This is a genomic window from Pseudomonas sp. UBA3153 (genome assembly GCF_002364635.1).
In the GTDB taxonomy this organism is placed as follows: Bacteria; Pseudomonadota; Gammaproteobacteria; order Pseudomonadales; family Pseudomonadaceae; genus Pseudomonas_O; species Pseudomonas_O kuykendallii.
In genome coordinates this window covers 69,111-81,275 of the sequence record NZ_DEYR01000035.1, presented here as the reverse complement: position 1 = coordinate 81,275, position 12,165 = coordinate 69,111, and the positions used below count along the sequence as shown (strand labels likewise).

13 protein-coding genes are annotated in these 12,165 nt (G+C 62.9%); 11 read left to right on the top strand and 2 right to left on the bottom strand.

The window, feature by feature from the left end:
• Window positions 1–21: 21 nt before the first annotated feature.
• Both B2X67_RS08640 and B2X67_RS08635 read left to right on the top strand, forming a co-directional pair.
• Window positions 22–378, top strand: a complete 357-nt coding sequence (locus B2X67_RS08640) for a PilZ domain-containing protein (RefSeq protein ID WP_090231254.1) — start codon at window positions 22–24, stop codon at window positions 376–378.
• 49 nt (window positions 379–427) lie between these two features.
• Window positions 428–1,207, top strand: a complete 780-nt coding sequence (locus tag B2X67_RS08635; protein WP_286785240.1) for a TatD family hydrolase — start codon at window positions 428–430, stop codon at window positions 1,205–1,207.
• A gap of 213 nt (window positions 1,208–1,420) precedes the next feature.
• Here the strand turns inward: B2X67_RS08635 and B2X67_RS08630 are convergent, their stop codons facing one another.
• Entirely contained in the window at window positions 1,421–2,554 is a 1,134-nt protein-coding gene (locus B2X67_RS08630; RefSeq protein WP_286785239.1) for an aminotransferase class V-fold PLP-dependent enzyme, read from the bottom strand.
• A 71-nt stretch (window positions 2,555–2,625) separates the two neighbouring features.
• Between B2X67_RS08630 and B2X67_RS08625 the strand changes: the two genes are divergently transcribed.
• The 3 genes from B2X67_RS08625 (at window position 2,626) to B2X67_RS08615 (ending at window position 4,587) form a co-directional block, all read left to right on the top strand.
• Window positions 2,626–3,264 carry a TetR/AcrR family transcriptional regulator gene (locus B2X67_RS08625; protein WP_090231251.1) on the top strand — a complete coding sequence of 213 codons (639 nt, stop codon included), beginning with the start codon at window positions 2,626–2,628 and terminating at the stop codon, window positions 3,262–3,264.
• A 145-nt stretch (window positions 3,265–3,409) separates the two neighbouring features.
• Window positions 3,410–4,015, top strand: coding sequence for a DUF4823 domain-containing protein (locus B2X67_RS08620; protein WP_286785238.1), 606 nt, complete (start codon window positions 3,410–3,412; stop codon window positions 4,013–4,015).
• Between the two features lie 2 nt (window positions 4,016–4,017).
• Window positions 4,018–4,587: a DUF1285 domain-containing protein gene (locus B2X67_RS08615; protein ID WP_286785237.1), complete on the top strand. Its 570-nt coding sequence runs from the start codon at window positions 4,018–4,020 to the stop codon at window positions 4,585–4,587.
• 58 nt (window positions 4,588–4,645) lie between these two features.
• Here B2X67_RS08615 and B2X67_RS08610 read toward each other — a convergent pair whose 3' ends face one another.
• A complete protein-coding gene (locus tag B2X67_RS08610) occupies window positions 4,646–6,298 on the bottom strand; it encodes an electron transfer flavoprotein-ubiquinone oxidoreductase (RefSeq protein WP_090231248.1) in 1,653 nt (550 codons plus the stop codon).
• A gap of 315 nt (window positions 6,299–6,613) precedes the next feature.
• Here B2X67_RS08610 and B2X67_RS08605 point away from each other — a divergent pair, with 315 nt between their 5' ends.
• From B2X67_RS08605 to B2X67_RS08580, 6 genes are all read left to right on the top strand, one after another.
• Entirely contained in the window at window positions 6,614–7,363 is a 750-nt protein-coding gene (locus B2X67_RS08605; RefSeq protein WP_282341579.1) for an electron transfer flavoprotein subunit beta/FixA family protein, read from the top strand.
• Complete coding sequence (locus B2X67_RS08600; protein WP_286785236.1) at window positions 7,364–8,308, top strand: electron transfer flavoprotein subunit alpha/FixB family protein; 945 nt, start codon at window positions 7,364–7,366, stop codon at window positions 8,306–8,308.
• Window positions 8,309–8,568: 260 nt separating this feature from the next.
• Window positions 8,569–9,327 (top strand): substrate-binding periplasmic protein, encoded by a 759-nt coding sequence (locus tag B2X67_RS08595; RefSeq protein ID WP_286785235.1) that lies wholly within the window; start codon window positions 8,569–8,571, stop codon window positions 9,325–9,327.
• Window positions 9,328–9,336: 9 nt separating this feature from the next.
• Complete coding sequence (locus tag B2X67_RS08590) at window positions 9,337–9,690, top strand: DUF4398 domain-containing protein (RefSeq protein ID WP_286785234.1); 354 nt, start codon at window positions 9,337–9,339, stop codon at window positions 9,688–9,690.
• The gene (locus B2X67_RS08585; RefSeq protein WP_282341571.1) at window positions 9,687–10,493 is read left to right on the top strand and encodes an OmpA family protein; all 807 of its coding nucleotides are present in this window, start codon (window positions 9,687–9,689) and stop codon (window positions 10,491–10,493) included. The genes B2X67_RS08590 and B2X67_RS08585 overlap by 4 nt, the downstream gene beginning before the upstream one ends.
• 164 nt (window positions 10,494–10,657) lie before the next feature.
• Window positions 10,658–12,097, top strand: coding sequence for a PLP-dependent aminotransferase family protein (locus B2X67_RS08580; RefSeq protein ID WP_090231243.1), 1,440 nt, complete (start codon window positions 10,658–10,660; stop codon window positions 12,095–12,097).
• The last annotated feature ends 68 nt before the right edge of the window (window positions 12,098–12,165 follow it).

Sequence of the window (12,165 nt, the reverse complement as noted above, 5' to 3'; positions counted from 1 at the left end):
ACTACCGCATTGGAATACCGCATGAGCCTGCCACCGAACCTGGGTCCGCGTAACGGAATCCTGTCCTTGACCATCAAGGACAAATCCGTGCTGTATGCCGCCTACATGCCCTTCATCCGGAACGGCGGTCTGTTCATCCCCACCAACAAGAGCTACAAGCTCGGTGACGAAGTGTTCATGCTGCTGAACCTGATGGACGAGCCGGAGAAGATTCCGGTGGCCGGCAAGGTGGTCTGGATCACGCCGAAGGGTGCCCAGGGCAACCGTGCCGCCGGTGTAGGTGTGCAGTTCAACGAGGGTGACAACACCGCCCGCAACAAGATCGAGACCTACCTCGCCGGCGCGTTGAAGTCCGATCGCCCGACCCACACGATGTAACCCAACCCGCTGGCGCCCGCTATACCTTCCTCATCCTCGTAGATTTGCCATGCTCGTCGACTCCCATTGCCACCTCGACCGCCTCGATCTGGCTGCCCACGGCGGCTCTCTCGATGCCGCGCTGGAGGCGGCGCGCGCGCGCGGCGTCGGACATTTCCTCTGCATCGGCGTGAGCGCGGACAACGCCGCGGCCGTGAAGGCGCTGGCCGAGCGTTATGCCGATGTGCACTGTTCGGTCGGTGTGCATCCGCTGGACATCCAGCCCGGCGCCGCGCCGGCTCTCGACTGGCTGCTGGCCGAACTCGAGCATCCGCGCGTCGCTGCCATCGGTGAGACCGGCCTGGACTACCACTACGAGCCGGAGGCGGCCGAGCTGCAGCGGCAGGCATTCCGGCTGCACCTGCACGCGGCGCAGATCACCGGCAAGCCGGTCATCGTGCATACCCGCGAAGCGCGGGCTGACACCCTCGCGCTGCTGCGCGAGGCAGCGCTGCCCCAGGCCGGCGTGCTGCACTGCTTCACCGAGGACTGGGAAATGGCCAAGGCGGCGCTGGATATCGGGTTCTACATCTCGCTGTCGGGCATCGTCACCTTCCGCAACGCCGATGCACTGCGCGAAGTGGCGCGGCAGGTGCCGGCAGATCGCCTGCTGGTGGAAACCGATTCGCCTTACCTCGCACCGATCCCCCATCGCGGCAAGCCCAACCTGCCGCAATACGTACGTGAAGTGGCGGAGTTCCTCGCCGAGCTGCGCGGGGTCGGCTTCGACACGCTGGCCGAGCAGACCACGGCCAACTTTAAGCGGCTGTTCCCGCTCGCGCGGTTCTGAGCAGGCAAAAAAAACCCGGGTTCTGGGGGTGAATCCGGGTCAAGACCATTTAGGAGTTGCATCAGGACGCGCGGTCCACGGCGCCTGCCCGTGCGGCGTTCGGGGGAAAACGCTGCATCCGGTGATTGGATTATTGACCAGGCCGGCGTGGCGTCCAGCGAATGCTGGTCGTTTTTTAAACAGATTTGGAATACCGCTACGTTTGCTGAGCACTCACCCCTCTACCTTCTGACGCAGCACGTTCAGGGTCTCCTCGATTACCCGCGTTTCGGTGTAGAAGTGCGGCGACAAGCGAATGCCGGCGCCTCGCTGGGCGCAGACGACCTGATGAGCCTTCAGATGCGCAAACAGGGCGGCGTTGTCGCAGCCGTTCAGGCTGAAGGTCAGGATTCCGGCGCGGCGGGCCGGGTTTAGCGGGCTGTGCAGGCGGACCCCGGGAATTGCCTGCAGCCCTTCCTGCAGCCATTGCACCCGCTCTTCCAGCGCCTTGCCCACCGCCTCCATGCCGATTTCTTCGAGCAGCGACAGGCTGGCTTCCAGGCCCATGGCGCCGAGCATGTTCGGGCTGCCGCATTCGAAGCGGCGAGCGCTGCGTGCCGGTTCCCAGTCGGCGCGGTCGTAGTCGCCGGCGTGCTCCAGCATGTGCCAGCCGTATTCGTGCAGCTTCAGCTGGTCGCGCAGATCGCGGCGGCAATAGAACACGCCGAGGCCTTCCGGGCCGAGCATCCACTTGTGTCCGTCAGCCATGGCGAAGGCGCAGTGGCTGGCCTGGACATCGAAGGGCAGGGCGCCCAGTTGCTGGATGGCGTCGATGCACAGGAGCACGCCGTTCTGCTGGCAGCCCTGGCCCAGACGCGGCAGGTCCAGGCGCAGTCCGCTGGCGTATTGCACCGCGCTGATGGCCATCAGTCGCGTTCGTGGTCCGCAGGCGGCGAGCAGCGCGGCTTCGGGGTCCTTGCCGGCCAGTCTGACCTGGATCACCTCGACACCCTGCGGCTTGAGCGCTTCCCAGACGACACGGTTGGATGGGAATTCCTCGTCGCTGATGATCACCTGATCGCCGCTGCGCCAGTCGAGGCCGAAGGCCACGAAGGACAGCGCCTCGGAAGTGTTCTTCACCAGCGCGATATCCGCGATGCCGGGCGCGTTGAGCAGGCGTCGCAGGCGTTCGCGCAGGCGGTGTTCCACGTCCAGCCATTGCGGGTAGTCACGGGCACCGTGCGTGGCGTTCTCTTCGGCGAAGGCGCTTATCGCCAGGCTCGCGCGTTTTGGCCAGGGGGCGACGGCGGCGTGATTCAGATAACGCAGGCCGGAAGCCTGCGGGAACTCGTCTTGAAAGGCATACATGATGGATGTTCCGTGCAATTTGCGGCCGGTTGGGCATAATATCCCGCTTCGATTTTCACCTTAGTCTTCCTATGCAGAAAGAACCCCGTAAGGTCCGAGAATTCCGCCGCCGTGAGCAGGAGATCCTCGACACCGCGCTCAAGCTGTTCCTCGAGCAAGGTGAAGACAGCGTCACTGTCGAGATGATCGCCGACGCAGTCGGTATCGGCAAAGGCACGATCTACAAGCACTTCAAGTCGAAGGCGGAGATTTACCTGCGCCTGATGCTCGACTATGAGCGCGACCTCAACGAGCTGTTCCACTCGGACAAACTCGACAACGACAAGGAAGCGCTGTCGCGCGCCTACTTCGAGTTCCGCATGCGCGATCCGCAGCGCTACCGGCTGTTCGACCGGCTCGAGGAGAAGGTCGTCAAGGGCAACCAGGTGCCAGAAATGATTGAGGAGCTGCACAAGATTCGAGCCTCGAACTTCCAGCGTCTGACCCGCCTGATCGAAGGCCGTATCGCCGAGGGAAAGCTGGAGAACGTGCCGCCGTACTTCCACTATTGCGCCGCATGGGCGCTAGTGCACGGCGCCGTCGCGCTCTACCACTCGCCGTTCTGGAGCAATGTGCTGGAGGATCAGGAAGGCTTCTTCCAGTTCCTCATGGACATCGGAGTGCGCATGGGCAACAAGCGCAAGCGCGACGGCGATACGCCCGCTGCCTGAGGGCTGCGGGCGGTTCCTGCGGGTGGCGCGGCCACTCGCCCGCTGAATTTCTCCCCGCATGTTCGGTCCGTTGTAGTGATGGCGCGGAAGCTGCATTGACCGTCCATCCGCCGGTTTCCCGTCGCCGGCGCCAGGAGAAGATTCGATGCGACGCATGATTCCGTGGTTGGTGCTGCTTTGCCTGAGTGGCTGCATGAAGGTCAGCGACATGGCCGAAGGCACCCGCTATCAGTTGGCCGACGCCGGCATTCTCGATCACAGTGCCACCGAGCGAGCCAATAACCGGCGCCTGCAGCCCGATTCCTTCATCTACATCGTCCAGGGGCATTTTATTCCGCCCGGTAGCGCCTACCCGCGACCCAATGTCGTCGCGGAGGAAGCCTTCAACGGTTTCGTCGAATATTTTCCGATGGTTCGACGCGCACGTGGTCCGCTCGGGCTGGACGAGGCGATGGCCGAGGCGCGCAGCTTCGGCGCGCACTACCTGCTGTACGCCCGCTTCGCCAGCGCCGACGACCGCATAGGCACGGCGGAAGAGTGGGAGGACCAGGAAGCGCTGGACCGCCTGGGCATCGACCGCGGCGTGATCCAGCTGATGCTGGTAGAAACCAGCACCAATTTCCTGGTGGACACTGCACGCATCCGCAACCGGGGCGGTTTTCTGACGTTCTACGATCAGCGCCCGGAGGATTTGCTGGCGCCGCCACTGCGCGACTACGCCCAGCGTCTGCTGGGCTTGAACACGAGGTGAACATGAGCGAATCAGGTAAGGCCAACGATCTTCTGGCGCAGATCCCCAAGGGGGAAAAGAAAGGCCTGCCGCCCGTGCACTTGTGGAACCCTGACTTCTGCGGCGACATCGACATGCGTATCGCCCGGGACGGCACCTGGTACTACCTGGGAACGCCGATCGGGCGAAAGCCGATGGTCAAGCTCTTCTCAACCATCATTCGGCGCGATGACGACGATTATTTTCTGATCACGCCCGTGGAAAAGGTCGGCATCACGGTGGACGACGCGCCGTTCGTGGCGCTGACGTTGCAGGTGGAAGGCGAGGGCGAGCGCCAGGTGCTGCGCTTTATGACCAACGTCGATGATGAAATCGTAGCCGGTGAAGAGCATCCGATCCGGGTGACGCTCGACAAGGACACCGCGGAGCCTGCGCCTTATCTGCGGGTGCGCGGCAACCTCGATGCGCTGATTCACCGCAATGTCTTCTACCAGATGGTCGAGCTGGCGGTGCCGCGCGATCAGGATGGCGAGTGCTGGCTGGGTGTCTGGAGCAGCGGCGTTTTCTTCCCCATCGGACCGCTGCCGGCTTGATGCCCGCGCTTTTCCGCACCCCACCAAAAAAAAGGCCCCGAGGGGCCTTTTTCATTACTCACATGTTGGGGTAGTTCGGCCCGCCGGTGCCTTCCGGGGCGACCCAGGTGATGTTCTGCGCCGGGTCCTTGATATCGCAGGTCTTGCAGTGGACGCAGTTCTGCGCGTTGATCTGGAAGCGCTTCTCGCCATCTTCCTGAGTCACCACCTCATAGACGCCTGCCGGGCAGTAACGCTGGGCCGGTTCGTCGTACAGCGGGAGGTTCTGGCCGATCGGAATGCTCGGATCGGTCAGTTTCAGGTGGATCGGCTGATCCTCTTCGTGGTTGGTGCTGGAGAGGAACACCGACGAGAGCTTGTCGAAGCTGATCTTGCCGTCCGGTTTCGGGTAGCTGATCTTCTCGGCTTCCGCGGCTTTCTTCAGGCAGGTGTGATCCATGCGCGTGTCGTGCAGGGTCAACGGCAACTTGCCACCGAGCAGGTTGTACTCGACGAAGCTGAACGCCGGGCCGAGCAGCGGGCCGAACTTGTGCATCGCCGGGCCGAAGTTGCGGGTCTGGTACAGCTCGTCATGCAGCCAGCTGGCCTTGAAACCGTCCACGTAGTTGTTCAGTTCATCGGCCTCGCGACCGGCGGCCAGCGCCTCGGCGATGGCTTCGGCGGCGAGCATGCCGGACTTCATCGCGGTGTGGCTGCCCTTGATCTTGGCCGCGTTGAGTGTGCCGAGGTCGCAGCCGATCAGCGCGCCGCCCGGGAAGACCATCTTCGGCAGCGAGTTGTAGCCGCCCTTGACCAGCGCGCGTGCGCCGTAGGAAATGCGCTTGCCGCCTTCCAGGTACTGCTTGATCACCGGGTGGTGCTTGTAGCGCTGGAACTCGTCGAACGGCGACAGGTGCGGGTTGCTGTAGGCGAGGTCGACGATCAGCCCGACGACGACCTGGTTGTTCTCCAGGTGATAGAGGAACGAACCGCCCGGGTTTTCCTTGTTCAGCGGCCAGCCGGAGGTGTGTACCACCAGGCCTTGCTCGTGCTTGGCCGGGTCGATTTCCCAGAGTTCCTTGATGCCGATGCCGTAGTGCTGCGGGTCGGCATCCTTGGCCAGGTTGTAGCGCTTGCCCAGCTGTTTGCCGATATGACCGCGGCAGCCCTCGGCGAACAGCGTGTACTTGCCGCGCAGCTCCATGCCGGGCGTGAACACGCCTTCTTTCGGGTGGCCTTCGCGATCGACGCCGAGATCGCCGGTGACGATGCCGCGGACGATGCCGCTCTCGTCGATCAGCGCTTCCTGGGCGGCGAAGCCCGGATAGATTTCGACGCCGAGGTTCTCCGCCTGCTGGGCCAGCCAGCGGCACAGGTTGCCGAGGGAAATGATGTAGTTGCCTTCGTTGTGCATCGGCTTGGGCACGAAGAAGTTCGGGACCTTGGTGGCTTTGTCTGCGCTATTCAGCAGATAGATGTCGTCGCGCTTCACCGGCGTGTTGAGCGGGGCGCCGAGCGCTTTCCAGTCGGGAAAGAGTTCGTTCAGGGCGCGCGGCTCGAACACGGCGCCAGATAGAATGTGGGCGCCGACCTCGGAACCTTTCTCGACCACGCAGACGCTGATTTCCTGGCCCGCTTCGGCGGCCTTTTGCTTCAATCGACAGGCGGCGGACAGACCAGCAGGGCCGGCGCCTACGATGACGACGTCGAATTCCATGTATTCGCGTTCCACAGCTATCTCCTAATCAAGGCTCTTCGGTTTTATGATGGTGCCGGTCTTTCCCTGACCAGAGCTGCGTGCATTATATCCACACCCTCGTGCGGGTCCAATACAAACGTTTGTTTGAATCTGCGCAAAGCCTGATAGAATCGGCTTTGGCGGCTGTTTTGGGATCTTTTCCTCGTATTGACCCGATTGGGCGATACGGTCAAGATACGAGCCATTTTGCGCTTAACGTACAGTTCGACGGTCGGTCCCGGCCGACATGCAATGCCCATCAGGCCTGTCTGACGGGTTTCTTTTTCACCGGAGAACAACGAGGAATCCATGAAGGTTCTTGTAGCTGTCAAACGAGTGGTTGACTACAACGTCAAAGTTCGCGTCAAAGCGGACAACTCCGGCGTTGACCTTGCGAACGTGAAGATGTCGATGAACCCCTTCTGCGAAATTGCCGTGGAAGAAGCGGTTCGCCTGAAGGAGAAGGGCGTGGCCACCGAGATTGTGGTCGTCAGCATCGGCCCGAGCGCCGCACAGGAACAGTTGCGCACCGCACTGGCACTGGGTGCCGACCGCGCCGTGCTGGTCGAGTCGAGCGAAGAACTGACCTCGCTGGGCGTAGCCAAGCTGCTCAAGGCCGTGGTCGACAAGGAGCAGCCTCAACTGGTGATCCTCGGCAAGCAGGCGATCGACAGCGACAACAACCAGACCGGCCAGATGCTGGCGGCGCTGACCGGCTACGGTCAGGGCACCTTCGCCTCCAAGGTCGAAGTTTCCGGCGACAAGGTCCACGTCACCCGCGAGATCGACGACGGCCTGCAGACCGTCGCGCTGAACCTGCCGGCGATCGTCACCACCGACCTTCGCCTCAACGAGCCGCGTTACGCCTCGTTGCCGAACATCATGAAGGCCAAGAAGAAGCCACTGGAAACCCTGACGCCCGATGCGCTGGGTGTATCCGTGGTTTCCACCAACAAGACCCTGAAAGTCGAAGCACCGGCCGTACGCAGCGCCGGTATCAAGGTCAAGTCGGTGGCTGAACTGGTCGAAAAACTGAAGAACGAAGCGAAGGTAATCTAAATGACGATCCTGGTAATCGCTGACTACGTCACCGTCGGGCAGGCCAACACCGCCGTTGCGCCCTCGACCCTGAATACCGTTGCCGCCGCCGCCAAGATCGGTGGCGATATCCACGTACTGGTCGCCGGTCAGGCCGTTGCCGATGTGGCCGCTGCCGCCGCAAGGATCGCCGGTGTGAGCAAGGTGCTGGTTGCCGACAACGCGGCCTATGCGCATCAACTGCCGGAAAACGTCGCCCCGCTGGTCGTCGAGCTGGCGAGTGGCTACAGCCATGTGCTCAGCGCGGCCACCGCCAACGGCAAGAACATCATGCCGCGCGTCGCCGCCAAGCTGGATGTCGACCAGATCTCCGAGATCGTCTCGGTCGAGTCGGCCGACACCTTCAAGCGCCCGATCTATGCCGGCAACGCCATCGCCACCGTTCAATCGAGCGCCTCGGTGAAGGTCATCACGGTACGTGCCACCGGTTTCGACGCTGTCGCCGCAGAAGGCGGTTCGGCCAGCGTCGAGGCTGTCGGCGCCGCGCATGACGCGGGCGTCTCGTCCTTCGTCGGCGAAGAACTCGCCAAATCCGACCGTCCTGAGCTGACGGCCGCGAAGATCGTCGTATCCGGCGGTCGCGGCATGCAGAACGGCGACAACTTCAGCCACCTGTACTCGCTGGCCGACAAGCTCGGCGCCGCCGTGGGTGCATCGCGCGCCGCGGTCGACGCCGGCTTCGTGCCGAACGACATGCAGGTCGGCCAGACCGGCAAAATCGTCGCGCCGCAGCTGTACATCGCCGTCGGTATCTCCGGTGCGATCCAGCACCTGGCCGGCATGAAGGACTCCAAGGTGATCGTCGCGATCAATAAGGATGAAGAAGCACCGATCTTCCAGGTGGCCGATTACGGCCTGGTGGCGGATCTGTTCGAGGCCGTGCCGGAGCTGGAAAAGCAGCTCTGATCCGACGCCCGACCTGAAAAAGCCCGCTCTCGAGCGGGCTTTTTTGTGGGCGCGGAATGTGCCCAGATCACCGAATTGTCATTATTTCCTGTTCACGGGGCCGTGGATTTTGTACAAGGACGGATAGCGTAGCGGCGGACAGGCGGTAGGGCGTCCTGCTACGAAAGACCGTTTTTGACTATCGGCCGAGATCCAGCATGGGCAGATACGCCTGGTTTACATCGTTGCTGTTGGGATTCGCTCTTGTTCCAAATTGGCTCATGGCCGCCGGCAAATGCGAGCGTCTGGTCGCTACCGGCAACCCCGAATATCCGCCTTACCTGTGGCGCGACCCGAAGAACCCCAAACAATTGGTCGGTGCCAACGCCGATCTGCTCAAGCACCTTGGCAAGGAACTCGGGGTCACGATCGATGTGATCTACACCGGCCCCTGGTCACGTGCTCAGGATGAAGTGCGTACCGGGCGCGTCGATCTTCTCGCGGGGGCCTTCTTGACTTCGGCGCGGCTGGACACCATGGACTACATCCATCCGGCCATTTACGAGACCCCCAGCGTGGTGTGGATTCGTCAGGGCGAGACGTTCCCCTACAGCGCCTGGGACGACCTGCGTGGCCACAGCGGGCGAACCCTGGTGAACAACAGCTTCGGCCAGGCATTCGATACCTTCGCCCAGGAAAACCTGCAGCTGGAAACGGTGCCGAGCCTGAACCAGGCCTTCCAGATGCTGCTGCTCGAGCGCAGCGATTACGTGATCTACGAGCAGTACCCGGGGCTCGCGCTGGCGCGCAAGATGAACATCGCCAACCAGCTCGAAGTGCTCTCTCCACCGGTTTCCAGCGAGGGGCTGTTTCTCACGCTGTCCCACGATTCGGCCTGCAACGAGCCCTGGTTGCGCGGACAACTGGCGAAGAAAATGACAGAATTGAGCGCTGCCGGTCTGCCGCAGACTCTGCTGCAGAGCAATCTCGAGCGCTGGGAGCAGGAAAACGCCCAGACGGCCAGTGAATCGACTCCATAGGAATCCGTTTTGAGTAATCGTTTATTCGCCGCCGGCGTGGCGTTCATGTTTCTCGCCGGTTGCGCCACCGATCCCATCCCCGCCGAACAGATTCGCCTGACCGAACAGGCCGTGGCCCAGGCCAAGGCCGTTGGTGCCGTCGAACAGATGGACGAGCTGATGCTTGCCGAGACCAAGCTGGCCGCCGCCCAGGGCGCCATCGCCGACCAGGACTACAAGCGTGCGCGAGTTCTGGCCGAGCAGGCCGAACTGGACGCACGGCTCGCCGAGGCGCTGGTACTGACCAGCAAGAGCGAGGCTCAGTTGGCCGACCTGCACGGCAAATTGAACCGCCTGCGCAAGCAACTGGGAGAGCAGCAATGAGCCGTTTTCTCGCCGCGGCGGGAGGCGTCTGCCTTCTTGCCCTTGCCGGTTGCGCCACTTCGCCACAAGCCCAGCAGGCCCTGGAGCAGGCGCATGCCGCGTTCGATGCGGTGAAGGACAATGCCGAGGTGTTGCACGCGGCGCCCAAGGATGTGATTCGCGCAGGCGAGTCGCTGGCGCGTGCCGACCGGTTGTCCAGCTATTCGGGGAGCGACGACGATGTCGTTCACTTCGCCTACCTGAGCCAGCGCTACAGCGCGATCGCCACCGAGCACGGCAAGCTGACCCAGAATAACGAGCGCCTGGCCGCCCTGGAGCTCGAGCGTCGACGCCTGCAACTGACGCTGCGCGAGGCCAAGTTGCTCAGCGTGCAGCAGCAGGGTGCACTGCTCGACGCGCAGATGGCCAGCGTACTGACCAGCAACACCGACCGTGGGCTGGTGATGACGCTGGGCGACGTGCTGTTCGACACCGGCCATTCCGAGCTGAAGGCTTCGGCCAACCGCACCGTGCTCAAGCTCGCGCAGTTCCTGCAACTCAACCCGCGTCGGATCGTGCGCATCGAGGGCTACAGCGATGCCCGCGGTGACGCCAAGATGAACCTGGAGCTTTCCCGCGCGCGGGCCCAGTCGGTGGCCGACATGCTCGAAGACCTCGGCGTGGACGCCAAGCGCATGCGGGTGCAGGCGCTCGGCGAGGCGTATCCGGTCGCGGAGAATGCGTCCTCCATCGGCCGCGCGCAGAACCGCCGTGTGGAGATCGTCTTTTCCGACGAGCAGGGGCACCTCAGCGACGAACGCTGACGGACCGCGGAACCCAACCCGGCGTTCGTCTCGAGCGCCGGGTTTTTTATGCGCGAACGAACCAGCGGGCTGGCGCAATTGTGAAACGGACAGCAGAATGAGGTAACTGTGCCGGTGCACATCGAACTATCACGACACTGTTACGCACGCTACGGACCGCCGCCATGACCAACCTCCTGCTTTACCAGCGCATCGCCCAGCAACTGGCCGAGGACATCCGTCGTGGTGTCTACCAGCCAGGCGAGCGTGTGCCCTCGGTGCGCAAGATGAGTTCGCAACTCAGCGTCAGCCACGCGACGGTCCTGCAAGCCTATGCCAATCTGGAAGACCAGGGACTGATCCGCGCGCGTCCACAGTCCGGGTACTACGTGCACCAGACACCGGCGCTGACCGCGCCGACGCCGGACATCGCCCGCGTCGAGTTGCCTGGGCTGGTCACGCGGGCGAGCATCATCAACCAGGTACTCACCGAGTCGCGTCGCGAAGGCGTGTTTCCATTCGGAGCGGCGGTGCCGCACGTGGATTACCTGCCCGTGCGCGCGTTGCACCAGCAGTTGGCCAAGGTCACCCGGTTCCAGAGTCCGCGGGCATTCAGCTACATGTTCAGCCCGGGCTTCGAGCCGCTGCGCCGGCAGGTGGCGATTCGCATGCGCGATGCCGGCGTGGTGGTCGACCCGTCGGAAGTGGTGATCACCCACGGCTGCGTCGATGCCCTGCAGATGTCGCTGCGCGTGCTGACCCAGCCGGGCGACCTGATTGCCACCGAGTCGCCGACCTATTACGGCCTGCTGCAACTGGCCGACCTGCTCGGACTCAAGGTCATCGAGATCCCCAGCGATCCGACCACCGGGATCAGTCTCGAGGCGCTGCAACTGGCCGCCAACCAGTGGCCGATCAAGGCGCTGGTGCTCACCGCGCGGCTGAGCAATCCGCTGGGCGGAACGATTCCGGAGGACCGTCAGAAGCAGCTGCTGCGGCTGGCCAACGAGTTCGATATTCAGATCATCGAAGACGATATCTACGGCGAGCTGATGTTCGAGCAGGGCGGGGTGAAGGCGCTCAAGGCCCATGACCGGCACGGGCGGGTAATCTACTGTTCGAGCTTTTCCAAGACGCTGTCGCCGGGCGTGCGGATCGGCTGGATCGTCGCCGGCAAATACCAGAACGATATCCAGCGGCTGCAGACGTTCACCACCCATTCGGCCTGCAGCGTCACGCAGATGGCGGTCGCCGCCTACCTTGAAAACGGTGGCTATGACCGGCACCTGCGTTACATACGCCAGGAATACCGAAAAAACCTCAGTGCGTTCCAACTCGCCGTGCAGCAGCATTTCCCGGAGGGTACGCAGATCACCCGGCCCAACGGCGGCTTCATCCTCTGGGTCAGTCTGCCGGCGCGGGTGAACACCAAGGAGCTGCAGGTCCGGGCGTTGCAGCAGGGCATCAGCATCGCGCCCGGGTTGATCTTCAGCAACACCGAGCAGTTCAACCATTGCGTCCGTCTGAACTGCGGAATTCCGTGGAACCGCGAGGCCGAGCGGGCGTTCATAACCTTGGGCCTGCTAGCGACTCAGCTGTGCCAGGATGCCGTGAGCCTGCTGTAGGAAATCGCCCATCGGGTCAACCGCCGGGCTGGCCTCAGCGCTATAGAATAGATGCCATGATTTCGCGA